This is a genomic window from Alterinioella sp. (assembly GCF_058343375.1).
Map to the genome: position 1 here is coordinate 42,072 of NZ_JBTUJH010000002.1, position 23,213 is coordinate 65,284.

27 protein-coding genes and 1 tRNA gene are annotated in these 23,213 nt (G+C 62.8%); 22 read left to right on the forward strand and 6 right to left on the reverse strand.

Annotation, left to right across the window (positions count from 1 at the left end; all coding sequences use genetic code 11):
* Positions 1-52: 52 nt before the first annotated feature.
* Entirely contained in the window at positions 53-448 is a 396-nt protein-coding gene (gene msrB, locus ACW8PS_RS00540) for a peptide-methionine (R)-S-oxide reductase MsrB (protein ID WP_491525297.1), read from the forward strand.
* On the opposite strand, the gene ACW8PS_RS00545 is transcribed toward msrB, so the two are convergent.
* Positions 449-910: an outer membrane protein assembly factor BamE gene (locus ACW8PS_RS00545; RefSeq protein WP_491525298.1), complete on the reverse strand. Its 462-nt coding sequence runs from the start codon at positions 908-910 to the stop codon at positions 449-451.
* A gap of 164 nt (positions 911-1,074) precedes the next feature.
* Between ACW8PS_RS00545 and ACW8PS_RS00550 the strand changes: the two genes are divergently transcribed.
* The 8 genes from ACW8PS_RS00550 (at position 1,075) to ACW8PS_RS00585 (ending at position 6,648) form a co-directional block, all read left to right on the forward strand.
* A complete protein-coding gene (locus tag ACW8PS_RS00550) occupies positions 1,075-1,653 on the forward strand; it encodes a YceD family protein (RefSeq protein WP_491525299.1) in 579 nt (192 codons plus the stop codon).
* Positions 1,654-1,879: 226 nt separating this feature from the next.
* Positions 1,880-2,083, forward strand: coding sequence for a 50S ribosomal protein L32 (gene rpmF / locus ACW8PS_RS00555; protein WP_491525300.1), 204 nt, complete (start codon positions 1,880-1,882; stop codon positions 2,081-2,083).
* A gap of 30 nt (positions 2,084-2,113) precedes the next feature.
* The gene (gene plsX / locus ACW8PS_RS00560) at positions 2,114-3,205 is read left to right on the forward strand and encodes a phosphate acyltransferase PlsX (RefSeq protein ID WP_491525301.1); all 1,092 of its coding nucleotides are present in this window, start codon (positions 2,114-2,116) and stop codon (positions 3,203-3,205) included.
* Entirely contained in the window at positions 3,202-4,191 is a 990-nt protein-coding gene (locus tag ACW8PS_RS00565) for a beta-ketoacyl-ACP synthase III (RefSeq protein WP_491525302.1), read from the forward strand. The genes plsX and ACW8PS_RS00565 overlap by 4 nt, the downstream gene beginning before the upstream one ends.
* Before the next feature lie 102 nt (positions 4,192-4,293).
* On the forward strand, positions 4,294-4,596 hold the full coding sequence (gene ihfA, locus ACW8PS_RS00570) for an integration host factor subunit alpha (RefSeq protein ID WP_491525303.1): 303 nt from the start codon (positions 4,294-4,296) through the stop codon (positions 4,594-4,596).
* Between the two features lie 8 nt (positions 4,597-4,604).
* Positions 4,605-5,339: a MerR family transcriptional regulator gene (locus tag ACW8PS_RS00575; RefSeq protein ID WP_491525304.1), complete on the forward strand. Its 735-nt coding sequence runs from the start codon at positions 4,605-4,607 to the stop codon at positions 5,337-5,339.
* Positions 5,340-5,418: 79 nt separating this feature from the next.
* Positions 5,419-5,495: transfer RNA gene (locus ACW8PS_RS00580), tRNA-Pro, on the forward strand.
* A gap of 61 nt (positions 5,496-5,556) precedes the next feature.
* Positions 5,557-6,648 (forward strand): 2'-deoxycytidine 5'-triphosphate deaminase, encoded by a 1,092-nt coding sequence (locus ACW8PS_RS00585; protein WP_491525305.1) that lies wholly within the window; start codon positions 5,557-5,559, stop codon positions 6,646-6,648.
* 82 nt (positions 6,649-6,730) lie between these two features.
* Here ACW8PS_RS00585 and ACW8PS_RS00590 read toward each other — a convergent pair whose 3' ends face one another.
* Positions 6,731-7,930 (reverse strand): class I SAM-dependent methyltransferase, encoded by a 1,200-nt coding sequence (locus ACW8PS_RS00590; RefSeq protein ID WP_491525306.1) that lies wholly within the window; start codon positions 7,928-7,930, stop codon positions 6,731-6,733.
* Positions 7,927-8,724 carry a heme-dependent oxidative N-demethylase family protein gene (locus ACW8PS_RS00595; protein ID WP_491525307.1) on the reverse strand — a complete coding sequence of 266 codons (798 nt, stop codon included), beginning with the start codon at positions 8,722-8,724 and terminating at the stop codon, positions 7,927-7,929. Before ACW8PS_RS00595 ends, ACW8PS_RS00590 begins: the two co-directional genes overlap by 4 nt.
* An 84-nt stretch (positions 8,725-8,808) precedes the next feature.
* Here ACW8PS_RS00595 and dddP point away from each other — a divergent pair, with 84 nt between their 5' ends.
* A complete protein-coding gene (gene dddP / locus ACW8PS_RS00600; RefSeq protein ID WP_491525308.1) occupies positions 8,809-10,137 on the forward strand; it encodes a dimethylsulfonioproprionate lyase DddP in 1,329 nt (442 codons plus the stop codon).
* Here dddP and ACW8PS_RS00605 read toward each other — a convergent pair.
* Positions 10,134-10,997, reverse strand: coding sequence for an endonuclease/exonuclease/phosphatase family protein (locus ACW8PS_RS00605; RefSeq protein ID WP_491525309.1), 864 nt, complete (start codon positions 10,995-10,997; stop codon positions 10,134-10,136). The two genes, dddP and ACW8PS_RS00605, sit on opposite strands and share 4 nt — an antisense overlap.
* A 178-nt stretch (positions 10,998-11,175) precedes the next feature.
* Here ACW8PS_RS00605 and ACW8PS_RS00610 point away from each other — a divergent pair, with 178 nt between their 5' ends.
* Both ACW8PS_RS00610 and ACW8PS_RS00615 read left to right on the forward strand, forming a co-directional pair.
* Entirely contained in the window at positions 11,176-12,393 is a 1,218-nt protein-coding gene (locus ACW8PS_RS00610) for a bifunctional alpha/beta hydrolase/OsmC family protein (protein WP_491525310.1), read from the forward strand.
* Between the two features lie 8 nt (positions 12,394-12,401).
* Positions 12,402-12,731 carry a DUF6455 family protein gene (locus tag ACW8PS_RS00615; RefSeq protein WP_491525311.1) on the forward strand — a complete coding sequence of 110 codons (330 nt, stop codon included), beginning with the start codon at positions 12,402-12,404 and terminating at the stop codon, positions 12,729-12,731.
* 192 nt (positions 12,732-12,923) lie between these two features.
* On the opposite strand, the gene ACW8PS_RS00620 is transcribed toward ACW8PS_RS00615, so the two are convergent.
* Positions 12,924-13,385 carry an Lrp/AsnC family transcriptional regulator gene (locus ACW8PS_RS00620; protein WP_491525312.1) on the reverse strand — a complete coding sequence of 154 codons (462 nt, stop codon included), beginning with the start codon at positions 13,383-13,385 and terminating at the stop codon, positions 12,924-12,926.
* Positions 13,386-13,522: 137 nt separating this feature from the next.
* Here ACW8PS_RS00620 and cysG point away from each other — a divergent pair, with 137 nt between their 5' ends.
* The 6 genes from cysG (at position 13,523) to ACW8PS_RS00650 (ending at position 19,033) form a co-directional block, all read left to right on the forward strand.
* Positions 13,523-14,923, forward strand: a complete 1,401-nt coding sequence (cysG, locus tag ACW8PS_RS00625) for a siroheme synthase CysG (RefSeq protein WP_491525313.1) — start codon at positions 13,523-13,525, stop codon at positions 14,921-14,923.
* On the forward strand, positions 14,913-15,212 hold the full coding sequence (locus ACW8PS_RS00630) for a DUF2849 domain-containing protein (RefSeq protein WP_491525314.1): 300 nt from the start codon (positions 14,913-14,915) through the stop codon (positions 15,210-15,212). The genes cysG and ACW8PS_RS00630 overlap by 11 nt, the downstream gene beginning before the upstream one ends.
* A gap of 79 nt (positions 15,213-15,291) precedes the next feature.
* Complete coding sequence (locus ACW8PS_RS00635; RefSeq protein WP_491525315.1) at positions 15,292-16,959, forward strand: nitrite/sulfite reductase; 1,668 nt, start codon at positions 15,292-15,294, stop codon at positions 16,957-16,959.
* Entirely contained in the window at positions 16,949-17,698 is a 750-nt protein-coding gene (locus ACW8PS_RS00640; protein WP_491525316.1) for a phosphoadenylyl-sulfate reductase, read from the forward strand. Before ACW8PS_RS00635 ends, ACW8PS_RS00640 begins: the two co-directional genes overlap by 11 nt.
* Positions 17,699-17,711: 13 nt before the next feature.
* Positions 17,712-18,113: a DUF934 domain-containing protein gene (locus ACW8PS_RS00645; RefSeq protein WP_491525317.1), complete on the forward strand. Its 402-nt coding sequence runs from the start codon at positions 17,712-17,714 to the stop codon at positions 18,111-18,113.
* Positions 18,114-18,184: 71 nt separating this feature from the next.
* Positions 18,185-19,033, forward strand: a complete 849-nt coding sequence (locus tag ACW8PS_RS00650; protein WP_491525318.1) for a ferredoxin--NADP reductase — start codon at positions 18,185-18,187, stop codon at positions 19,031-19,033.
* 94 nt (positions 19,034-19,127) lie between these two features.
* Here ACW8PS_RS00650 and infC read toward each other — a convergent pair whose 3' ends face one another.
* On the reverse strand, positions 19,128-19,670 hold the full coding sequence (infC, locus tag ACW8PS_RS00655; protein ID WP_491525333.1) for a translation initiation factor IF-3: 543 nt from the start codon (positions 19,668-19,670) through the stop codon (positions 19,128-19,130).
* Between the two features lie 189 nt (positions 19,671-19,859).
* Here infC and ACW8PS_RS00660 point away from each other — a divergent pair, with 189 nt between their 5' ends.
* The 4 genes from ACW8PS_RS00660 (at position 19,860) to ACW8PS_RS00675 (ending at position 23,145) form a co-directional block, all read left to right on the forward strand.
* Positions 19,860-20,681 carry a hypothetical protein gene (locus tag ACW8PS_RS00660; protein ID WP_491525319.1) on the forward strand — a complete coding sequence of 274 codons (822 nt, stop codon included), beginning with the start codon at positions 19,860-19,862 and terminating at the stop codon, positions 20,679-20,681.
* Positions 20,682-20,895: 214 nt separating this feature from the next.
* A complete protein-coding gene (locus ACW8PS_RS00665; RefSeq protein ID WP_491525320.1) occupies positions 20,896-21,603 on the forward strand; it encodes an ABC transporter permease in 708 nt (235 codons plus the stop codon).
* Positions 21,596-22,348: an ABC transporter ATP-binding protein gene (locus ACW8PS_RS00670; protein ID WP_491525321.1), complete on the forward strand. Its 753-nt coding sequence runs from the start codon at positions 21,596-21,598 to the stop codon at positions 22,346-22,348. The genes ACW8PS_RS00665 and ACW8PS_RS00670 overlap by 8 nt, the downstream gene beginning before the upstream one ends.
* A complete protein-coding gene (locus ACW8PS_RS00675) occupies positions 22,345-23,145 on the forward strand; it encodes an ABC transporter substrate-binding protein (protein ID WP_491525322.1) in 801 nt (266 codons plus the stop codon). Before ACW8PS_RS00670 ends, ACW8PS_RS00675 begins: the two co-directional genes overlap by 4 nt.
* Positions 23,146-23,213: the final 68 nt, after the last annotated feature.

Below are 23,213 nucleotides of genomic sequence, written 5' to 3' on the forward strand. Positions count from 1 at the left end.
GGAATATTTCGACAATGAGACCATGCCATAGCGGCAACAAGGGGGAATGTGGATGGAAAAACTAGTCAAGCCGGATGCCGAGTGGCGCAAGGATCTGAGCGACCTGGCCTATAAGGTCACCCGCAAACACGGCACCGAGCGCGCCTTCAGCCATGACAGTTTCGCCAAGGAGGACGGCGTTTTCCATTGCGTCTGCTGTGGCGCGCCGCTGTTTGATCAATCCACCAAATTCGGCAGCGGCACCGGCTGGCCCAGTTTTTATGCCCCGCTGGAGGATGCCCCGGTGGGCGAAAAAGAGGATCGCGGGTTCTTCATGCGCCGCACCGAAGTGTATTGCACCCGCTGCGAGGCACATCTGGGCCATGTCTTTCCCGATGGGCCCGCACCCACGGGGCTGCGCTATTGCATCAATGGGGTGGCGCTGGATTTCAAACCCGACGCGGGGTGATCAGGACCCGTTCAGGGCATCGGCGATGCTGATGCGCCCGAAATTGCCGACCAACTGGCGCAGGAAGGTCACTTCCTGGATATTCGATTCGGTCACCCGGCGGGACAGGCGGACGACCTGGCCATCCTCCAGACCCAGTTCGCGGATATTTTCCACCACACCGCGATCATCAAAGGAAATGGCCACGATCTCACGCTCGATCACTTCGGGCGCGGTATAGGTGTAGAACCGTTGCCGCGACGCGACATAGAACCAGGTGTTTTCGCCGATCACGCCCGACGCGGTCGGCCGGCCGATTGTCGCCTCGACGCTGGCGCGGGTATCGACGCCCGGCAGGATGGTCTCAAGTTCCTCTGGCGGCGGAATATAGCCGTGATTGACATAGGTCGCGGCGCAGGCGGACAGGCCAACCGCCAGAACGGCCGCCAGAACCCATTTCGTGCCCTTGGGATGCGTTGTCATCTGCCCGGCCCTCTTATGCGCCATCATTATTGGATGCCCCAAACATCTTGCGGGCTCTTGCAAGGCCCGGCAAAGCTTTCTATCGGCTTACCCGACCAGAACCGGCAGGGCAAGTTCCCCTGTCGATTTTGCCATGCACGTGCCCCAAAAGAAAGGCCCCGACCATGTCCGATCTGCCAAGCACACCGTTGCGCGTCAACGATCTCGGCGCAAGCCGGCCCAACAGCTTTGATCTGCGCCCCGAGGCCGGGGCCCGCGCCGCGATTGCGGCAGCGTTGGAAATCATGGGCCTGCGCAAGCTGCGCTTTCACGGTGCCATCCTTGCCGATGCGGGCCAGGACTGGCGTCTTGAGGCGACGCTTGGCGCGACGGTTGTGCAGCCTTGCGTGGTGACGCTGGACCCGGTGACCACCCGGCTGGATCTGGCGGTCAGCCGCCGTTACATGGTCACCCCGCCCGAGCCGGAACTGACCGAGGATGGCGAGGCGCTGATGCCAAAGGATGACACGATCGAGCCGCTTGGCCCGGTGATCGACCCCGCCGCCGTGATGATCGAGGCGCTGGCGCTGAACCTGCCGCTTTATCCGCGCGCCGCCGGGGCCGAACTGGACCAGGCCGTCTTTGCCGGGCCAGGCGTTGTGCCGATGCGCGATGAGGATACCCGCCCCTTTGCCGGCCTGGCCGGGTTGCGCGATGCATTGAGCGATAAAGATCCCGATGACACGCCCGAGGGGTCGTCCTGAAGAGGCCCCGCGATTAGGGCTTGCATGGGCGTGGAATCCCAGTATGTTCCCGGCCTCATTCGCCGCGTGAGATTGCCGCGCCCCCTGGCGCGCCCGCACCGGGCCCGAAAAAGGGTTGCCGAGCCGGATTTCAGGCGTTAGGCGGTGCCAGGATATGAACGTTACATGACACTACCGGGGCCATCCGCGACCAAGGTCCGCCCCCTAATAATTTCGAGGTTGAGACATGGCTGTCCCCAAAAGTAAGATTACCCCGTCCCGTCGCGGCATGCGCCGGTCGCATGACGCCTTGGTTGCGGCCAACCCAAATGAATGCCCAAGCTGCGGTGAACTGAAGCGCCCGCACCATGTCTGCCCTTCCTGCGGCACCTATGCCGAACGCGAAGTGATCGCGCAGGCCGAGGTTGATCTGGACGACGACGCGGCATAATCCGACGTTATCCGCAAGGCAGGTCCCCTGATGTCAGAAACAGCACAAGCGACCGGCGCCACGGCGTCTGATACGGTGCTGTCAATCGATGCCATGGGCGGGGATCTGGGGCCATCTGCTGTGGTCGATGGTATGGCCAAGGCCGCCGAGAGTATCGGTGGCCTTCGTTTCATTGTGCATGGTGACAAGCCCGAGCTGGAGGCTCTGATCGCGCGCAAACCGGTTTTGACGGGCCGCTGCGACCTGCGCCATGCCGATGGCGTGGTGTCGATGGATGACAAACCCAGTCAGGTGGTTCGCTCGGGCAAGGGCACGTCCATGTGGTCGGCCATCGAATCGGTGCGCGACGGCGAAGCGACGGCGGCCATTTCCTGCGGCAATACCGGCGCATTGATGGCCATCTCCATGGTGCGCCTGCGCAAGATCGAGGGCGTCAACCGGCCTGCAATTGCCTGCCTCTGGCCATCGCGCAATCCCGGCGGGTTCAATGTGATGCTGGATGTCGGGGCCGATATCCGCGCCGATGAAAACGACCTTTTGCAATATGCGCTGATGGGGGCCAGCTATGCCCGCAACGGGTTTGGCCTGTCGCGCCCGCGGGTCGGTTTGCTGAATGTCGGCACCGAGGAATTCAAGGGCCGGGCCGAACTGAAACTTGGGGCGCAGGCGATTGCCCGATCGGCCGCTGCCGGGCAGTATGAATATGTCGGCTTTGTCGAAGGCGGCGATATTCCTTCGGATCGGGTCGATGTGATCGTGACCGACGGGTTTACCGGCAATATCGCGTTGAAAACCGGGGAAGGCACCGCCAGCCTGATCCGCGAGTTTCTGGGCCAGGCATTCCGCTATTCCATCCTGTCGAAGATTGCGGCGCTGCTGTCGATGGGCTCGATGCGGCGACTGTCAAGGCGGATTGACCCGCGCCAGGTCAATGGCGGCGTGTTTCTGGGCCTGAACGGAACTGTGGTAAAATCGCATGGTGCCGCCGACGCGACCGGCGTTTCGGCGGCAATCAAACTGGCGGCCCAACTATCCGAGGCTGGGTTCAATGACAGGCTGGCCGCGCGTATCGCGGTCTCTGAACGGGCGCTGGCCCTTGCAAACGGAGAGGCCGAGATATGAACGCAGAGGACGGAACACGCCGCGCAGTCGCGGTTGGCATTGGCCATTATCTGCCCGAACGCATGGTCGAAAACGCCGAGTTTGAGGCCAGGATTGACACCAGTGATGAATGGATTCGCAGCCGCAGCGGGATTGAGCGGCGCCATTTCGCGGCCGAGGGCGAGACCACATCGCATCTGGGTGTGAAAGCCGCCAAGGCTGCCCTGGAAAACGCTGGCCTGACCGCCGCCGATATCGACGCGGTGATTGTGGCCACCTCGACGGCCGATCTGACCTTCCCATCGGTCGCCACCATGATCCAGCACGGGCTTGGCATGAAAACCGGCTTTGCCTTTGATGTGCAGGCGGTCTGTGCCGGCTTCATCTTTGCGTTGTCGACCGCCAATGCCTTTATTCTGTCAGGTCAGGCAAATCGCGTGCTGGTGATCGGGGCCGAAACCTTTTCGCGGATCATGGACTGGCAGGACCGGACCACGTCGGTTCTGTTCGGGGACGGGGCCGGCGCGCTGGTGCTTGAGGGCCAGGACCGCGCCGGGTCCGGCGAGGATCGCGGCATTCTGGCGGTCGATCTGCATTCCGACGGGCGCTTCAAGGATCTGCTTTATGTCGATGGCGGCGTCTCACAGACGCAAAGCACCGGTGTGCTGCGCATGGAGGGCCGCGAGGTGTTTCGCCACGCGGTCGAAAAACTGGCCGAAACCGCCCATACCGCGCTGGCCCGCGCCGGGCTTGCGGCCGATGATGTCGATTGGATCGTGCCGCATCAGGCCAATCTGCGCATCATTAAACGCACGGCGCAAAAGATGGGCGTCGGCATGGACCGGGTGATCGTGACGGTTCAGGATCATGGCAATACCTCTGCCGCCTCGATCCCGCTGGCCTTGTCGGTCGGCGTGGCGCAAGGCAAGATCAAACGCGGTGATCTGTTGGTGGTCGAGGCCATCGGCGGCGGCCTGGCCTGGGGATCGGCTGTCCTGCGCTGGTAGCCTGGTTCATGTGGCGGCGAGGCTCTGCCATGCAAGCCCTTGATATTGACTTGGGAAACCACAAAGCGCAGGATGGTCGCATCATTTGGGGGATCTTGTGATATGGCCGGGAAAACACTGACACGCATGGACCTGAGCGAAGCGGTTTACCGCGAAGTGGGCCTGTCGCGCAATGAAAGCGCGCAATTGGTCGAACGGGTTCTGGAACTGATGTCCGACAGCCTGGTCAGCGATGAACAGGTCAAGATCTCGTCCTTCGGCACGTTTTCGGTGCGCTCCAAGACCGCGCGGGTGGGCCGCAACCCCAAGACCGGCGAAGAAGCGCCGATTCCGCCACGCCGGGTGCTGACCTTTCGCCCCTCGCATCTGATGAAAGACCGCGTTGCCACCGGCAACCGGAGGTAGTCGGGGCAATGGCGTCAAAATCGCCCCAGGCGTTTCGCACCATCCGTGAGGTTGCCGACTGGCTGGGGGTTGAGGCGCATGTGCTGCGATTCTGGGAAAGCAAGTTCAGCCAGATCAAGCCGGTAAAACGCGCCGGCGGGCGGCGCTATTACCGCCCCGCCGATATGCGGCTGGTGGGCGGCATCAAGGTGCTGCTGCATGATCAGGGCCTGACGATTCGCGGCGTGCAGAAGATATTCCGCGAGGAGGGTATGGGCCATGTGTCTGCCCTGTCTCCGGCGCTGGCAGAGGATCTGCTGGATGGGGAGGTGATCGAGAGCGTCGCAATGGATGCCACCATCGTCGCGCCTGCGCAGGCCCCGCCACCCGAGGCTGCAACCGGATTTTTCGATATTGACGCAATGGCCAGCTCTGACAGGGCCGGGCAAGACGCGCCGGTGCAGGCGGATAAGGCCGCGCAGGATGAACCGGTGGCCGCGGGCGCGCAGCAGTCAAATCAAGCGGCCGAGGACGCGCCGGAAGATGCCCCCGAGCCGGTTATGGCCGATGCGGCTGCCCCGGTGCCAATGCCGCAAGCGCACCTTGTTGCGCCGGATGCCAGCGAGGCACCATTATCGGCCCTGCACGCTCTGATTGCCGAATCGAAGCCGCTCGATGCGACCCGGATTGCAGAGCTGACCCCGCATGTTATCCGGTTGCAGGCGCTGGCCGACCGGCTGACCGCCAGATCCCGCGCCTCTTAGGCAAATCCCGGACCTTGTGCAGATATCGCCCCCTTTCACGCTTGCACCGGCGCGCAAAACCGCTAGAACGCATGGCAGTCGGGCTATGGCGCAGTCTGGTAGCGCGTCCGTCTGGGGGACGGAAGGTCGCAGGTTCGAGTCCTGCTAGCCCGACCAACCTGAAAACCGCTCATGCCCGCTCTGGGCCGGGCGGTTTTTGTGTATGTGGAGCCTTGCTATGACACCAGACCTGCCCCACCCCGGTGTTCTGCCCGATCACGCGATCGAAGCGATGGCGGCGGCCGGGCAGATCCGCTCTGAGCGCGCCTTTGCCGACACCCAGGTGCAACCCGCCAGCCTGGATCTGCGCCTTGGCGACACCGCTTATCGGGTGCGCGCCTCGTTTCTCACCGGGGCCGGGCAGACCGTGGCCGAACGTCTGGCCGAATTTACCATGCACAAGGTCGATCTCAGCGATGGGGCGGTGCTGGAAAAGGGCTGCGTCTATCTGGTGCCATTGATCGAGGCGCTGGCCCTGCCCGGCACGATCAACGCGGTGGCAAATGCCAAAAGCTCCACCGGCAGGCTGGATCTGCTGACCCGCACCATCACCGATTACGGCACTGAATTTGACCATATCCCGGCGGGCTATCAGGGCGGGCTTTACGCCGAAATCTGCCCGCGCAGTTTCTCGGTTCTGGTGCGCCCGGGAATGCGGCTCAATCAGATCCGGTTTCGCGCCGGGCAGGCCGTGCTGAGCGATGCCGAACTGAACGCCCGCCACGCCGAGACCCCGCTCGTCTCAGGGCAGCCCGTGATCCGCGACGGGTTGGGCTTTTCGGTCGATCTCAGGCCCGGCGCGGGCGGGCTGGTGGGCTACCGTGCCAAACCGCATACCGGTGTGATCGATCTGGACAATATCGGCTATTACGCGCCCGATGATTTCTGGGAACGGCTGGAAACCACCGATGCCCGCATCATCCTGGACCCCGGTGCCTTCTATATCCTCGTCAGTCAGGAGGCGGTGACGATCCCGCCCGATTGCGCCGCCGAAATGGCCCCCTATCTGGCCATGGTGGGTGAGTTTCGCGTCCATTATGCGGGGTTCTTCGACCCCGGTTTCGGCTATGCCGCGGCCGGAGGGGCAGGCGCGCGCGGCGTGCTGGAGGTGCGCTGCCACGAGGCCCCTTTTGTGCTGGAGCACGGGCAGGTTGTGGGCCGTCTGGTCTATGAACGCATGGCCGCCCTGCCCCGAACGCTCTATGGCGCGGAATTGGCGTCGAATTATCAGGGTCAGGGATTGAAACTGTCGAAACATTTCAAGATGTAGCGCGACATTTGAGCGGAAATTTCTTCTCGAAGAAATTTCGGGGCGGCAAATTTTTCCGGAAAAATTTGGCCCGGCCGACCGCTCAGCGCAAGAGCGACGAGTAGAACATCAGACCATAGGTGCACATCGCATCAGACACACCGTTCCAGAGCGCCGAAAACGCGACCGGATCCAGCCGCTCAGCGCGTGCGATTTCGGCCAGATTGGCCCGCCCGTTGATATGGCGAACCAGCGTTGCGGCGGCGGCCGAAACCGGAACTTCCAGCTTTTCGCCCGCCACATTGATCGGCAAAACGCCTTGCCTTGCAATCGCATTGGCAAGCTGTGCCGGTTTGACGCCTTTGAGATGCGGCACCGATTGCGGGGTCGGTTTGGCAACCCGCGCTTGGGCATTTGCCGCCGGGGCCGCATAGGCGATATGCAGCTTGATCGTGCCGCGCAGTTTTTCTGCAATCTCCATGCGGGTGACGGCATCCAGCCCCACCAACAGCCGTGGATCGGGCAACAGCGGGACCGGATCATAGGCATGGGCCTGCGGCAACCCGGTGATCGCCAGACCGGCCTGCGTGAAGGCGGCGGCCAACTCGCGGATGCTGTAGGCCCGGTCCTGCGAATGCAGCAGCAGATCATAGAAACCGGCATCGCTTTGATGATGATCGACCAGATGCGGATTGCATTTGAACGGGTGGGTTTCGGGCAGGCGGGCGTAGATCTCTTTCGCGCTGCGCAGCCGGTCCTGCGGGCTGCCCTGCAACAACGCCCCGAACGCCTGCTGCAAGGGATAGACGCCCGACCGGCCATAGGGGGCATAGACCATGACGCCGATTCCGCCCTCGGGTTTCAGGGCCTGTGCCAATGCGTTGAACCCGGCCTGTGGTTCGGGCAGATGATGCAGCACGCCGCAGCAGTCGATATAGTCAAACGGCCCATGGCGGGCGGCATCCAGAAGCGATCCGGTGATGAATTCGATACCCTCAAGCCCGCGCGCCCTGGCCCGCGCTTCGGCAATGCCGCGCGCCGTAACAGACAGATCCATATAGGTAATTTCATAGGGCCTGCCAGCAGTGGTCAGGATCTGCGCCATCTGGATCAGCGCATCACCAGTGCCGCCGCCCGCAACCAGGGCACGCAAGGGCTGTGCCCAGTCGCGCCGCCCGGCAAAGACGAAATGGTCAATCTCCAACGGGTGCGAGGGCGACCCGGTGATCAGGCGTTTGGCCTCATCGGCGGGGTCGCGTTCGGGATAGGGATAGGCGTCATATTGCTCTTCGATCAGGCTCATGATTCTGCCCCTACCTTGTCCACCGGATGGGCCGCAAGGCCCGCACGCTGCGCGTCGGTCAGGTTTTCCCAGGCCACCACCCAGGTATGGATCGAGAACACGACGGCGCGGGTTTCGGGCAGCCGCAACAGGCTTTGCCGTTCGGAGCGCAGAAAGGATGGCTGGTTGCGGGGCCGAATGCGGCGTTTGGCATGGCGGCGCGGCTGAAACAGGGCCGGATCATCATAGCGCAAGGCGTTGGCACGCCAGAGCGGCCGGTCGGGATGCAGCGCATCAAACAGGCGTTGCACACGCGCCGCCATACTGGCCTCATATTCCGGCACCGGATCATGGATCGCGATCAGCGGCCGGCCCAGTTTCTCGGCCAGGGTCCAACTGGCGGGAAAGCACAGGACGGCACCGGTCAGCACATGTTCACCGGCCTGGGCGGGGTGTTCCAGCAGGCACAGATCCTCCTGCACCAGACGGGCGGCCACCACCAACGGGTGGTCACTGTCAAAGGCCACCTCGACACCATCGGGACGGATCACGCCACCGGGCCTGATCTGGTATCCCGGGCCCAGATGCGACACCACCAGATCCAGCAATTCCTGCGCCGGGGCGACGTCGCAGGCACCGAACACATCGGCGCGCCGATCCGACAACAGCCGGTCGCGCAATGCCATCTGGGCGGCAAAGGCGTCATCGACCACCAGCCAATTTGCCATATCCAGCGGCTGAATGCCCGGCAGGCGGCGCGCGGCGGGCACCATCCAGGGCGCGAAAGGCAGGCTCTGCTGGCAGATATGTTCCAAATTCGACCCCCTTGATGCCGTAAATCCGCGCGCGGGCGCGATTCCCCTGCACCAGTGTGGGGCCGAGCATCGGGAGGGTCCAGAATGAATGACGCCTATCGCCCACGGGCACGCAAGATCGACCCGTCACAGGGGACGCATCTGCCCGACGGAACCCTGAACGACAATGACCGGATCGAGATCGGGCCGACGCCGCTGGCCTATGGCGAATGGGAGGCTGCCGGGCTTGTCCTGCCCAACCTGCCCGACATGCGCGCCTATCGGCTGAACCGGATCACCGAAAAACTGGTTGAGCGGGATTATGGCGGGCTGCTGGTCTTTGACCCGCTCAATATCCGATATGCCACTGACAGCACCAATATGCAGCTTTGGAACACGCATAACCCGTTTCGGGCCTGCCTGATCCTGGCCGATGGCTATATGGTGCTGTGGGATTACAGGAACGCGCCGTTTCTGTCGGGGTTCAACCCGCTGGTGCGCGAGGTCCGCTCGGGCGCGGATCTGTTCTATTTCGACCGCGGCGACAAGGTGGACGTGGCTGCAGATGCCTTTGCCAATGACATGCGCGAACTGATGGCGGCGCATGCGCCGGGCAACATGCGGTTGGCGGTCGACAAGATCATGCTGCACGGGCTGCGCGCGCTTGAAACGCAGGGTTTCGAGATCAAGGATGGCGAGGAAGTCACCGAAAAATCCCGCGCCATCAAGGGCCGCGATGAGATCAGGGCGATGCGCTGCGCCATGCATGGCTGCGAAGCCGCCATGGCCGAAATGGAGGCCGCGACCGAACCGGGGCTGACCGAGGATGCGATCTGGGCCGAGCTGCACAAGGCCAATATCGCGCGCGGCGGTGAATGGATCGAAACCCGCCTGCTGACCACCGGCCCGCGCACCAACCCCTGGTTTCAGGAATGCGGGCCGCGGGTGTTGCAAAATAACGAGATCCTGTCTTTCGATACCGACCTGATCGGGTGTTATGGCATCTGCGCCGATATCTCGCGCTCCTGGTGGATCGGCGACGGTGCCCCGCGCCCCGACATGATCGAGGCCATGCGCCACGCCTATGATCATATCATGACCAATATGGAGATGCTGAAACCGGGTGTCCGCCTCAACGATCTCACCGCCAATACCCATGTTCTGGCCCCGCAATATCAAAAGCAGAAATACAGCTGCCTGATGCATGGTGTGGGGCTGTGCGATGAATGGCCGCTGATTGCCTATCCCGATCAGGCCGTGCCGGGGGCCTTCGATTATGTGCTGGAGCCGGGCATGACCTTATGCGTCGAGGCTTTGGTATCGCCTGAGGGCGGTGATTTCTCGATCAAGCTGGAGGATCAGGTGCTGATCACCGAGGATGGGTTTGAAAACCTGACCACCTATCCCTTTGATGAACGGCTATTGGGCAATTAGCCCGGCGCAAGCGTGACCCGTGCCAAAACCCCGAGATGGTCCGATCCCAGGCGCGGGCGGCGTTCGGTCTGTCCGCCACCGGGCGCAAGGATATAGTCAATGGGCAGCGGCACCGGGCCGACACGGATGGTCGGAAACAACGGCCTTGCCAGCGATGTCCCGGAGGCCGCCGCCAATTGCCGGACGCTGGCCCCCCAGGGCACCATGTTGAAGTCACCGCCCATGATCACAGGCCCGTCAAGCGCGCCGATGATTGGCAACAGGGCATCGACCAGTAAGCGCTGGCGATGCGGATAGGGCCAATGCAGATGGATCGACAATGCCCAGACCGGGCCTGCCGGCGTCTCTACCGGCAGCCCCGCCATGCCGCGCCCGTCCGAGCAGATGCCGGGGCCGGTCGCGGGCCAGCGTGACAGCACGGCCATGCCGCCGCGCCCGGAAAACCGGCACAATTGTTGATAGGGATGGGTCGGGCGCAAAAGATCCAGCAGCGCGATATTGCGGTCCGACAGTTCCTGAAGCAGGACAATATCGGCGTCACTGTCGATGATATCGGCAATCAGCTCGGCATTGGCCGTGTTGCCGACCCACAGGTTTTTCTGATAGACCGACAGCCCGCCCGCCTGCCCCGGCAACCAGGCCTGCGCCGCAATCCCGCCCACGGCAAGCACCGCGACCGCCACTCCACCAAGCCGCAGCCAGCCCGGCCCGCCGATCAAGCCAACGCTGAGCAAGAGGACAATCCCCACCGGCAAGCGCACGATGGCAATCGAATCGCCCGCCGGATGCAGCGCACCGCCATAGCCCGCCAACAGCAAAGCCAGGGCCATGACGGCCATGATACGAACCAGAACCCGCATGAACCTCCCGAAGCAAATATTTCACCAGACCCTATAGCAGGCCGCAATATCTGCAATGGCCGCAAGATTGCCGGGCCGCATGCACACAACCCTACACGCCCGCGTGAGGTGGGTTGCGGCGGCGCGCGCGGGCCCACATTCTGCAATGCAACGCACTACCGCGAAGGACGCGCCTGCCATGCCCACCGAACGTTTTACCTTTCCCGGCCATGATGGCGGGAAACTGGCCGCACGGCTCGACCTGCCTGCCGGTCCGCATCTGACCACGGCCCTGCTGGCGCATTGCTTTACCTGCGGCAAGGATGTCGTCGCCTCGCGCCGCATTGCCGCGCGGCTGGCGGGGATGGGCATCGCTGTGTTGCGGTTCGATTTCACCGGGCTTGGCCATTCCGAGGGCGAGTTCGAGAATACCTCCTTTTCCACCAATGTCGCGGATCTGGGGGCCGCCGCCGATGCGCTGCGCGCGCGCGGCATGGCCCCGGCGCTGCTGATCGGTCATTCGCTTGGCGGGGCTGCCGTGCTGCGCGCGGCCGGGTCCATCGACAGCGTCAAGGCCGTGATCACCATTGGCGCGCCCTTTGACCCCGGCCATGTGACGCATAATTTTGACGATGCGCTGGACCGGATCGCGGCCGACGGGGCCGGTGAGGTCACGCTTGGCGGCCGCCAGATCCGCATTGGCAAGGGATTTGTCGAAGATGTCCGCGCCGAAAATCTGGCCCCGGCCATTGCCAGCCTTGGCAAGGCTTTACTGGTGTTGCACGCGCCGCGTGACGCCGTTGTCGGCATCGAAAACGCCACCCGGATTTTCACTGCCGCCAAACATCCGAAAAGTTTCATCACGCTCGATGATGCCGACCACCTGCTGACCCGCACCGAGGATGCCGAATATGGCGCCGAAATCATTGCCGCATGGGTCGGAAAATACGTGCCGCTGCGCCCGCCAGCGCCGCCCATCGGCGCGCCCGAAGGTGTGACCCGCGTGGTCGAGGCCGACCCAAAGGGCTTTCGTCAGGATGTGCAGGCCGGCCCGTTCCATCACGCCGTGGCCGATGAACCGCTGTCATATGGCGGCACCAATCAGGGATTTACGCCCTATCAGTTTGTCGCCGCCGGGCTTGGGGCCTGCACCTCGATGACGATCCGCATGTATGCCAGGCGCAAGGGCTGGCCGCTGACCGGCGTGTCGGTCGATATTCTGCATGACAAGGTGCACGCCCAGGATGCCGGCGGGCACAGCTCCAGGATCGACCGGTTCATCCGCCGCATCGCGTTGCAAGGTGATCTTGATGAGGGTCAGCGTGCCCGGCTGCTGGAGATTGCCAATAAATGCCCGGTCCACCGGACCCTGGAAAGCGGCGCGCAAGTGCAGACCGAGCTGATCGCGGGCAATTGACATGGATCATGGCGGGCCGGCGTGGCGCGGCCATCATGGCGGGGTCACTTGATCTTGAGGAACGCGCCATGGGGATAATCAACAAACTTGGTAAAAGCGCCGAGCTGGTGCAGGACATGGCCAGGCATCTGGATGTCGATCTGGACAGACAGCTGATGGGCGATCCCGAAACCGGGGCCTTTGCCTATCGCAACATGGTTCTGTCCTGTTCGGCCTGCACCGATCAGGAGGGCTGCCGCGCCCTGCTGGATGAAACCGAGAAACTGGATGCGGCCCCGACATATTGCCGCAACGGCCATCTGCTGAGCCGGGCCTATAGCACTTCTCGAAAAACCTGAACCACTTAACGCTGCCTGAAATCAAAGATTTCAACGCGTTAGAGCGCGTCGCGCCAAATCGAATTCACCGGCCGACCCGAACGCATTCGATTGCGCGAACGCTGCCTCGGTCCGGGTGATGAATGCTCGAATCCGATCAGGCACGACGCGCTATAAGAGATGCATAATGTCTCAGGTGTTCCGAGAAGTGCCTTAAAGCGGCAACATCGTGGTGGATTTGATCTGCTCCATGCTGAGCAGGGCGGTGACATTATAGATACGCACTTCTGAAATCAGCGCCTGATAGAACACGTCATAGGCGCGCGCATTGGCGACGCGCACTTTCAGGATATAGTCGATATCGCCCGCCAGCCGGTGCGCCTCCATCACCTCGGGGCGCGCCTGCAGCGCCGCAAGAAATTTCTGTTGCCAGTCGGTTTCATGTTCCGATGTGCGGATCAGGACAAAGAAACAGGCCTCCAGCCCAAGCGCGTCGGCATCCAGCACCACGGTCTGCTGGCCGATGATGCCGGCGGCGCGCATTTTGCGGATGCGCGACCAGACCGGCGTCTTGGAAGACCCCACTTTTCTGGCAATATCATCCAGCGATTGGCTGGCATCCTCCTGCAGCGTCTGAAGGATCTTCCGATCCAGCGCGTCGATCTGGACAGACATTTGGCAATTTCCCTTTGTTTGGAACGCAGATAAGCCTTTCCTGACCAATAGCGAACATATGTCCTTATTGGCAAGGGTATCTGGTCATTTTCCGGGAAATTCTCCTATATCTAAGGGCAGAAACAGGAATGCCCGTCATGAAACATTTCCCGATCTTCCTTGCGATGGAAAACCAGCGGCTGGTGCTGTCGGGCGGCGGCGCTGCGGCCTTGGCAAAATTGCGGCTCCTGCTGAAGACCGAGGCCCGGATTTCGGTCTTTGCCAGGCAGCCCGCGCCCGAGATTGAGGCCTGGGCCAGGGCGGGCAGGCTGATACTCAACCGGCGCGCAGTGCAGGCCGGTGATGTCACGGGGGCCGCGCTGTTTTATGCCGCCGATGAGGAGGCTGCCGAGGATGCCCGCAGCGCCGCCATTGCGCGCGCGGAAGGCGCGCTGGTCAATATCGTCGACAACCTTGCCGACAGCCAGTTCATCACGCCCGCCATCGTCGACCGTGACCCGGTCACCGTTGCCATCGGCACCGAGGGCGCGGCCCCGGTGCTGGCACGCGCCATCAAGCGCGATCTTGAGGAGCGCCTGCCGCCCACGCTTGGGGCCCTGGCCCGGATCGGCAAGGCCTTTCGCCGCGCGGCCGAGGCGCTGCCCCTTGGCCGCAAGCGCCGCGATTTCTGGGCCGAGTATTATTTTCGCGCCGGGCCCCAGGGTCTGGCCCAGGGCGGATCGCAAGGGGCCGAGGATGCGTTGGGCGATCTGCTGGAGGCCCATCTGGAACGCGCCCCGCGCGCCGGGCATGTGCATCTGGTTGGCGCAGGCCCCGGGGATCCGGAATTGCTGACCCTGAAGGCGCGCCGCGCGCTGGACCAGGCCGATATCGTCATTCATGACCGGTTGATTGCGCCCGAAATTCTGGAGCTTGCCCGCCGCGAGGCGGTGATGCTGGATGTCGGCAAGCAGGGCTTTGGCCCTTCGACCGCGCAATCCACGATCACCGCCTTGATGATCAAACACGCCAGAGCCGGCGCGCAGGTCGTGCGGCTGAAATCGGGCGACCCCGCGATCTATGGGCGATTGGACGAGGAATTGAGCGCATTGGACGCTGCCGGCCTGTCCTGGTCGATCCTGCCGGGCATAACCGCCGCCTCTGCCGCTGCCGCCGCCATCGGTCAAAGCCTGACGCAACGTGGCCGCAATTCGGCGCTGCGCATCCTGACCGGCCATGACATGGCAGGCTTTGCCGAACAGGATTGGGCCGCCCTTGCCCGCCCCGGCACCGCCGCCGCCATCTATATGGCCAAGCGCGGCGCGCGGTTCCTGCAAGGGCGTCTGCTGATGCATGGGGCCGCGCCGCAAACCCCTGTCACCATTGTGGAAAACGCCTCCCGCCCGGATCAGTTCGTGCTTCAAAGCTGCCTGGCCACACTGGCCAGCGATCTTGATCACGCCGATATGACCGGCCCCGCCATCCTGCTCTACGGCCTCGCCCCGCGCGCAGGACAGGATCAATCTGCTCAACTTCCCGAGGTGCTCCATGGCCCGTGAATTCACTCCGAAAATCGTCACCGCAAATGACCTGCTGGAAGGCGATGTCGTCTATCAGACCGCCGATGATCGCTGGTCGCGCCACCATGGCGAGGCCGAATTGCTGGAGGATGAGGCCCATGCCACCATCCGCCTGCTCGATGCGGGGCGGCAGGCCAACATCATCGTGGGGGCCTATCTGGCCGATGCCCGCGCCACGCAAAACGGCCCCGCGCCGACCCATTTTCGGGAAGCGTTCCGCACTCGCGGCCCTTCAAACTATGCCCATGGCAAACAGGTGGAGCTCTGAGCAAGGAAAGCTCTTCGAAGAGCTTTCTCAAATTCCTTCGAAGGAATTTCGCCAGCGCCCGTGACAAGGATACGCCTCAATGTACCGTTATTCCGAATTCGACCGCGAATTCCTCGCCGAACGCAACGCCCAGTTCCGCGCCCAGGTGGAGCGCCGTATCGACGGCAGCCTGACCGAGGATGAGTTCAAGCCGCTGCGCCTGATGAACGGGCTCTATCTGCAACTGCACGCCTATATGCTGCGCGTGGCCATCCCTTATGGCACGCTCAATTCGGCGCAGATGCGGAAATTGGCAGAGTTGGCAGAGACCTGGGACAAGGGCTATGGCCATTTCACCACGCGCCAGAATATCCAGTATAACTGGCCGAAACTGCGCGACGTGCCCGACATGCTGGATGCGCTGGCCGAGGTCGGCATGCACGCCATCCAGACCAGCGGCAACACCATTCGCAATGTCACCGCCGACCATTTTGCCGGGGCCGCCGCCGATGAGCTGGCCGACCCGCGCCCGGTGGCCGAGCTGCTGCGGCAATGGTCAACCGACCACCCCGAGTTTCAGTTCATGCCGCGCAAGTTCAAGATCGCCATCACCGGCAGCCGCAATGACCGCGCGGTGACGGCGGCGCATGATATCGGGCTGCGCATCGTCGCGCGCGACGGCCGGATCGGGTATCAGGTCTGGGTCGGTGGCGGGCTTGGCCGCACCCCGATGATCGCCAAGCTGCTGGCCGATTTCGTGACGCTGGAGGATCTGCTGCCCTATCTCGAGGCCACTGTCGCGGTCTGGAATGTCATCGGCCGGCGCGACAACAAATACAAGGCCCGCATCAAGATTTTGGTGCATGAGTTCGGGCTGGAAAATCTGCGCGCCGAGGTCGAGACCGAATTTGGCCTGCGCAAATCGCTTTATGATGGAGCCAAGACCCGGCAATTGCTGGAGGAAATCACCGCTTATTTCGCGCCGCCTGCCTTTGAAACCGCCCCGGTCGCGGCCTATGATGCCGCCCGTGCCGGTGATCCGGTGTTCCGGTCCTGGGCCGATACCAACCTGTCGGATCACCGTGCCGATGGCTATGCGATCGTCAGCATTTCGCTGAAGAAACAAGGCGCCACCCCCGGTGATGCCAGTGCCGATCAGATGCGGGTGATGGCCGGTATCGCGGCGGAATTTGGCCATGATGAGCTGCGTATCAGCCATGAACAGAATGTCATTCTGCCACATGTCCACAAGCGCCACCTGCCCGAAATCCATGCCCGCCTGAAAGCCGCCGATCTGGCCACCGCCAATATTGGCCTGATCTCGGATATCATCGCCTGCCCCGGCATGGATTACTGCGCCCTGGCCACGGCCCGCTCGATCCCCGTTGCGCAGGAAATTGCCACGCGGTTCGACGCGCTGAAGCTGGAGCATGATATCGGCCCGCTCAAGATCAAGATCTCAGGCTGCATCAATGCCTGTGGCCATCACCATGTCGGCCATATCGGCATTCTGGGTCTGGATCGCGCCGGGGTCGAGAATTACCAGATCACGCTTGGCGGCGACGGCACCGAGGATGCGGTGATCGGCAGCCGCACCGGCCCCGGTTTTTCCTACGATCAGATCGTGCCCGCGATCGAGCGCATCGTGATGGCCTATCTGAGCCTGCGCCAAGATGCCGGTGAGACTTTCCTGCAGACCTATGGGCGCCTCGGCATGGAGCCGTTCAAGGCGGCCCTTTATCCAGAGGCCGCCCACCATGCCGCTTGATGCCCCCTTTGGCCGCCTGTCCGATTGGGTCGCGGCGCTGAACAGGCGCTACCTCCACCATTCGGCGACAGCGGTGATGGAACGCGCCCTGTCCGATCCCGATCTCGGGCGCATTGCGCTGGTCTCGTCCTTCGGGGCCGAATCGGTGGTGTTGCTGCATATGGTTGCGGTGATCGACAAGTCGGTGCCGGTGTTGTTCATCGACACCCAGATGCTGTTTGCCGAAACGCTGAGCTATCAGCGCGAGGTCGCCGATCATCTTGGCCTGACCGATATGCGCATCATCCATGCCAGCAAGATCGCCACCCTCACCGGCGATCCTGACGGCACCCTGCATCAACGCGATACAAACGCCTGCTGCGATCTGCGCAAAATCCAACCGATGGAACATGCGCTGGCCCCGTTCGACAGCTGGATAACAGGGCGCAAACGGTTCCAGTCGGGCAGCCGCGCGGGCCTTGAGTTTTTCGAGACCGAGGGTGATCTGCGCATCAAGATCAACCCTTTGGCACATTGGGAACCGCAAGATGTGCGCGACTACATGATCAATAACCGCCTGCCGCGTCACCCGCTGGTGGCCAAGGGTTACCCGTCCATCGGATGCGCCCCCTGCACCGCCCCCGTGGCGGCAGGCGATGACCCGCGTTCGGGCCGCTGGAGCGGCTCCGACAAGGAAGAATGCGGTATCCATTTCATCGACGGGCGCATCGTGCCTGGGCCCCTGAAACACGCCTCCTGAGAAAGGAAACGACATGAAAGACCTTGTGACCGAAGCCAGCCTCAGCGCCGTGATCGTCACCGATGACGGGTTTGCACCCGATACCGGGCTTGCCCCGCGCGACATCACGCCCGACGCCGATCTGGCCGCGCTGGCCCCCGATCTGGCCACAATCCCCGCCATTCGCATCGCCTTTGCAAGTTTCGCCGATGGCCGCGGGTTCACGCTGGCGCGGAGGTTGCGCCAGATGGGCTATGGCGGGCATTTGCGCGCCGCCGGTCCCCTGCTGGCCGATCAATATGCGATGGCGCGGCGGTCAGGCTTTGACGATGTTGAAATTCCCGCCGATCTGGCCGCCCGCCAACCCGAGGATCAATGGCGCGCGCGGGCCGATTGGCGCGCCCATGATCACCGCGCCAGGATGATGGCGGCCTGATACCCCTTTTCCTGACCCAGATCAAAGACTAGACAGAAGGTGCGGCTTACTGACAGGCCGCAATAATTGACATGATCGAGCATTCCCCCGTGACCCAAGCCAGCGCCGTAAAAGTGCCTACCCTGCCCGATGCCCAGACCGTAACCGAGGTTACGCATTGGACCGACCGGCTGTTTTCCTTCCGCGTGACGCGGCCGGCCTCGCTGCGGTTCCGGTCGGGCGAATTCGTGATGATCGGGCTGATGGGTGACCCCGACCCCAGGACCGGCAAGCAAAAACCACTGCTGCGTGCCTATTCCATCGCCTCGCCCTCCTGGGATGACGAATTGGAGTTCTATTCCATCAAGGTCCCCGACGGTCCCTTGACCAGCCGCCTGCAACATATCCGGCCCGGCGATGAGATCATCCTGCGCCCCAAACCGGTGGGCACTTTGGTGCATGACGCGCTGCTGCCCGGGCGTCGGCTCTGGTTTTTCGCCACCGGCACCGGATTTGCGCCCTTTGCCAGCCTGCTGCGTGATCCGCAAACCTATGAGGATTACGACGAGGTGATCATCACCCATACCTGCCGCGAGACGGGCGAGCTGGCCTATGGCGCGAAACTGATCGAGGAGATCCGCAACGATGAAATGCTGGCCGAACTGATCGGCGAAGGCTTTGCCGACAAGATCCGCTACTACCCCACCACGACCCGGCAAAAGAGCGCCAGGATGGGCCGCATCACCGATCTGATACGCTCGGGCGAGGCCTTCGCCGATCTCGGCGTGACGCCGATCACCCCCGAGACCGACCGCGCCATGATCTGCGGCAACCTGGCCTTCAATCTTGAGCTGAAGGCGATGCTGGAGGAATTCGGCCTGGAAGAAGGGGCAAATTCCCGGCCGGCGCACTATGTGGTGGAAAAGGCGTTTCTCGACTGAATCATCTGGCAACGCTGCGCGACTTGCCAAACCGCTGACTGCAAAAAAAGGCGCGCCGGGGTGGCGCGCCTTCTCTATTTCCGATGTCGCCCTGTTACCTTACCGGGCCGATCATCATCACCATCTGACGGCCTTCCATCTTCGGCATGTTCTCGATCTTGCCGATATCCTTGACGTCCTCGGCCACCCGTTCCAGCAGCTCACGGCCCAGATTCTGGTGCGCCATCTCACGGCCCTTGAAGCGCAGCGTCACCTTGACCTTGTCGCCGCCTTCCAGAAACCGGAACACGTTGCGCATTTTCACGTCATAATCATGCGTATCGGTGTTGGGGCGGAACTTGACCTCTTTGACCTCGATGGTCTTTTGCTTCTTGCGGGCCTCGGATTCGCGCTTTTGCTGTTCGTATTTGAACTTGCCGAAATCCATGATCTTGCACACGGGCGGTTCGGCATTGGGTGAGATTTCGACCAGGTCCAACCCGGCCTCGGCAGCCATATCCATGGCTCGCGCGGGGGTAACCACCCCGACATTTTCACCTTCAGCGCCAATAAGGCGGATTTCTGTGGACCGGATGCGTTCATTGACGCGGGGGCCGGTATCGCGCTGTGGGGGCGCGTTATGGGGTCTGCGGGCTATCGGCGAATTCCTTCTGTTGCCAACATGGGTGTTTGCGCAAAATTACCCCCGCACACCGCAAGGTTCAAGGCGAAACGCCGCCGGTTTGACAATGAATGCTGCACTCAGTGGCGGGTTTGCGTTGCGCTGACCAAAAAGGGGGCCTATTTGAAGCCGCAAAAGCAATTTTCATTCAAGTCTGGAGAACCCATGTCACGCTCGCTGATCATTACCATCGCACTGGCCGCAATTGCCGCCATTGTCTATTTCATGAGCCCGTTCAGCCGGGATACCGATGAACCCGTGCCCGCCGTCGAAGAGGTGATGGAGGAGGCCGAGGAGGTCACCGAAGAGACCGAGGCCGTGGAAGAGGCAGTCGCGGAGGTGACCGAGGAAACCGAAAGCGCCGTGGAAGAGGTGATGGATACCGTGACCGAAGAGGCGACCGAGGCCATGGAAACGGTCACTGAAGGTGTGGCGGATGCGGTCGAGGCCGTGACCGAAGGCGAGGCCGATCTGTCGGAAGGTGCGGCAACCGTCCTGGAGGCCGTGACCGAAGGAGCCGCTGAGGCTGTCGAAGGCGTTGCGGAAACCGTCATTGAAGGGGCCAATGAAGCGGTTGAGGCAGTGACCGAGACCGAGGCCGTTACGGAAACCGCAACCGAGGCCACAACCGAGGCCGTTACGGACACCGCCACCGATGCTGTCGAAACCGTGACCGAAACCGCAACGGAAACCGCAACCGAAGCCACAACCGAGGCCGCAACGGAAACCGCGACCGATGCTGTCGAAACCGTGGCCGAAACCGCAACGGAAACCGCAACCGAGGCCGCTACAGCCGCCCTTGATCCCGCTGCGGTCCTGAATGTCGAAAGCTTTGATCCCGACGCCGCGCTGGCGCTGGTTTCGGGCTCTGACGGGTTGTCCGACATCTCGCGTGTGGCGCTGTCTGCTGCAATCGAACAGGCCCGCAACAACCCTGAAATGGTCGGCGAAGTTGTAAGCCGTCTGCGCATCGCGCTCGGCCTCTGACACGCCGCGGCTTCGCGCCGGATCCGAATTCTTGTGTCGCCCCCGCGCCCAGATCGGCGCGGGGGCGATTTTTTTGTTTCTGCCGCCCGGCCAAGAAATATCCGATTGACGGCACCGCCATGGACCCCGCTTCGTGCCCGGATGGTTTTCGGTCGCATTCTGACCTACGCTGCGCCTGCGCCTCGCGCCATTCTGCGCATCAGAAAGGTCTGCCATGCCCACATTCACCGACAGTATTCTGACCGCTCTGGGCCTTGTTCTTTCGGGCGATGCCGACTTGCTTGAGATTGTGGCCCTGTCGCTCAGGGTCTCTCTGACGGCGGTCTTTCTGGCCGCATTGATCGGCCTGCCGCTTGGCGCGGCGCTGGCGGTCTTTCGCTTTCCGGGCCGGGGCGCGCTGGTGGTTCTGGTCAATGCGCTGATGGGTTTGCCGCCGGTTGTCGTGGGGCTGGTGGTCTATCTGACCTTCTCGGCCTCGGGGCCGCTTGGCGTATTGGGGCTTCTGTATACGCCCGCGGCGATGATCGTGGCGCAGACGGTGCTGGTCACGCCCATCATCGCGGCGCTGTCACGCTCGACCCTTGCCGATCTTCTGGGCGAATATGACGAAACCCTGCGCGTGCTTGGGGCCACCCGGCTGGACGTGATCGCCACGCTTTTGTGGGACGCACGGTTTTCATTGGCCACGGCGCTTCTGGCCGGGCTTGGCCGGGCGCTGGCCGAAGTTGGCGCGGTGATGCTGGTGGGGGGAAATATCGACCATGTCACGCGGGTCATGACAACGGCGATTGCATTGGAAACCTCGCGCGGGGCGCTGCCGCTGGCGCTTGGGCTTGGCATGGTGCTGCTGCTGATCACATTGGTGCTGAACGCGGTCGTGCTTGGCCTGCGTGGCCGGTTGGAGGCACAGGCCCATGCCTGACCGCGACGAACAGCACATCATCCCGTTCCAGCCGACCCGCAAACCGCAAATGCCGGGGCTGAGCATTCGGTGCCTGCATGTCACCCGCCGCAAAGTGGCGCTTCTGAACGGCGTCGATCTTGACCTGTCACCCGCCGGAATTACCGCGCTTCTGGGGCCGAACGGGGCCGGTAAATCGCTGGTTCTGCGGGTCATTGCCGGACTTATCGCACCCGATCAGGGCCGGGTCCAGATCCCGCGTGCCATGCAGGGCCGGATCGGGTTTGTGCTGCAACAGCCGGTATTGTTGCGCCGCTCGGTGCGGGCCAATCTGCGTCATGCGCTGGCGCTGGCGCGAGTGCCCCGGCGCGAGCGCGGCGAACGGGCTGCGGGGCTGTTGGCGCTTGGCCATCTGGAACCGCTCGCCGACCGCCCCGCCCGGCGCTTGTCAGGTGGCGAACAGCAACGGCTTGCCATTATCCGGGCGCTGGCGGCCAACCCGCTTTTGCTGATGCTGGATGAACCCACCGCACATCTCGACCCGCAATCCACCCATGCCATCGAGGCGCTGGTCGCGCGCGTCGCCTCTGAGGGGACCAAGGTGATTCTCGTCACCCATGATATCGGACAGGTGCAAAGGCTGGCCGATGAGGTCGCGTTCCTGCATCAGGGGCGCTGCCATGAACAGGCAGACAAAGCCGCCTTTCTATCCGCACCGACAAGCGCCGCCGCGCGCGCCTATCTGAACGGAAAGCTGTTGCTGTGAAGCTGATTCCCGTCACCCTGTTCGCCCTGTTCGCCAGCCCCGCCCTGGCCGATGATCCCGTCGTGCTGGTGCAATCGACGACCTCGACCCAGAATTCGGGCCTTTATGGCTATATCCTGCCTATCGCGGCGCAGGCGCTCGGCCTCGATATTCGTGTCGTGGCGGTTGGCACCGGTCAGGCGCTTGGCAATGCCGGACGCTGCGATGGCGATATGGTGATCGTGCATTCCCGCGCGGCGGAAGAGGCCTTTGTCGCGGCAGGCTTCGGCACGGCCCGCTATGACCTGATGTATAACGACTTTGTCATCGTCGGCCCCACAAGTGATCCGGCCGGCGTGGCCGGGGCCGACAATGCGACCGAGGCGCTGGCACGGATTGCCGGGGCCGGAGCCGCCTTTGCCAGTCGCGGCGATGACAGCGGCACGCATCAGAAGGAACTCAGCCTTTGGGATGGCATCGCCGATGTCTCGGCGGCCTCGGGCAGCTGGTATCGCGAGACCGGGTCGGGCATGGGGGCCACGCTGAACGTCGCCGTCGGAATGGGTGCCTATACGCTGACCGACCGCGCGACCTGGCTGGCTTTCGAGAACCGGGGCGATCATGTCATCCTCAGCCAGGGCGACCCGGCGCTGTTCAACCAATATGGCATCATTCCGGTCGACCCGGACCATTGCCCGAATGTGAACTCTGACGGGGCCGCGGCCTTCACCGAATGGCTTTTGACCGATGGTCAGGCGGTGATTGCAGGCTTCGAAGCAGGCGGCCAGCAGCTGTTTTTCCCCAACGCCGGCAATTGAGCGCGCGGAAGAATTTTCCTGCAAAATTCTTCCGGCCCGAAAAATCTTGAAGGAAGATTTTTCCGCCC

Bases quoted from the DNA above. Each gene is read 5' to 3' on its own strand.
- dddP (WP_491525308.1), top strand. From the start codon at position 8,809: ATGAATGACGCCTATCGCCCACGGGCACGCAAGATCGACCCGTCACAG.
- ACW8PS_RS00670 (WP_491525321.1), top strand. From the start codon at position 21,596: ATGCCTGACCGCGACGAACAGCACATCATCCCGTTCCAGCCGACCCGC.
- plsX (WP_491525301.1), top strand. From the start codon at position 2,114: ATGTCAGAAACAGCACAAGCGACCGGCGCCACGGCGTCTGATACGGTG.
- ACW8PS_RS00645 (WP_491525317.1), top strand. From the start codon at position 17,712: ATGAAAGACCTTGTGACCGAAGCCAGCCTCAGCGCCGTGATCGTCACC.
- ihfA (WP_491525303.1), top strand. From the start codon at position 4,294: ATGGCCGGGAAAACACTGACACGCATGGACCTGAGCGAAGCGGTTTAC.
- ACW8PS_RS00575 (WP_491525304.1), top strand. From the start codon at position 4,605: ATGGCGTCAAAATCGCCCCAGGCGTTTCGCACCATCCGTGAGGTTGCC.
- ACW8PS_RS00610 (WP_491525310.1), top strand. From the start codon at position 11,176: ATGCCCACCGAACGTTTTACCTTTCCCGGCCATGATGGCGGGAAACTG.
- ACW8PS_RS00660 (WP_491525319.1), top strand. From the start codon at position 19,860: ATGTCACGCTCGCTGATCATTACCATCGCACTGGCCGCAATTGCCGCC.
- msrB (WP_491525297.1), top strand. From the start codon at position 53: ATGGAAAAACTAGTCAAGCCGGATGCCGAGTGGCGCAAGGATCTGAGC.
- ACW8PS_RS00640 (WP_491525316.1), top strand. From the start codon at position 16,949: ATGCCGCTTGATGCCCCCTTTGGCCGCCTGTCCGATTGGGTCGCGGCG.
- ACW8PS_RS00585 (WP_491525305.1), top strand. From the start codon at position 5,557: ATGACACCAGACCTGCCCCACCCCGGTGTTCTGCCCGATCACGCGATC.
- ACW8PS_RS00635 (WP_491525315.1), top strand. From the start codon at position 15,292: ATGTACCGTTATTCCGAATTCGACCGCGAATTCCTCGCCGAACGCAAC.
- cysG (WP_491525313.1), top strand. From the start codon at position 13,523: ATGAAACATTTCCCGATCTTCCTTGCGATGGAAAACCAGCGGCTGGTG.
- ACW8PS_RS00565 (WP_491525302.1), top strand. From the start codon at position 3,202: ATGAACGCAGAGGACGGAACACGCCGCGCAGTCGCGGTTGGCATTGGC.
- ACW8PS_RS00665 (WP_491525320.1), top strand. From the start codon at position 20,896: ATGCCCACATTCACCGACAGTATTCTGACCGCTCTGGGCCTTGTTCTT.
- ACW8PS_RS00605 (WP_491525309.1), bottom strand. From the start codon at position 10,997: ATGCGGGTTCTGGTTCGTATCATGGCCGTCATGGCCCTGGCTTTGCTG.
- ACW8PS_RS00615 (WP_491525311.1), top strand. From the start codon at position 12,402: ATGGCGGGCCGGCGTGGCGCGGCCATCATGGCGGGGTCACTTGATCTT.
- ACW8PS_RS00550 (WP_491525299.1), top strand. From the start codon at position 1,075: ATGTCCGATCTGCCAAGCACACCGTTGCGCGTCAACGATCTCGGCGCA.
- ACW8PS_RS00590 (WP_491525306.1), bottom strand. From the start codon at position 7,930: ATGAGCCTGATCGAAGAGCAATATGACGCCTATCCCTATCCCGAACGC.
- ACW8PS_RS00650 (WP_491525318.1), top strand. From the start codon at position 18,185: ATGATCGAGCATTCCCCCGTGACCCAAGCCAGCGCCGTAAAAGTGCCT.
- ACW8PS_RS00630 (WP_491525314.1), top strand. From the start codon at position 14,913: ATGGCCCGTGAATTCACTCCGAAAATCGTCACCGCAAATGACCTGCTG.
- ACW8PS_RS00620 (WP_491525312.1), bottom strand. From the start codon at position 13,385: ATGTCTGTCCAGATCGACGCGCTGGATCGGAAGATCCTTCAGACGCTG.
- rpmF (WP_491525300.1), top strand. From the start codon at position 1,880: ATGGCTGTCCCCAAAAGTAAGATTACCCCGTCCCGTCGCGGCATGCGC.
- ACW8PS_RS00545 (WP_491525298.1), bottom strand. From the start codon at position 910: ATGACAACGCATCCCAAGGGCACGAAATGGGTTCTGGCGGCCGTTCTG.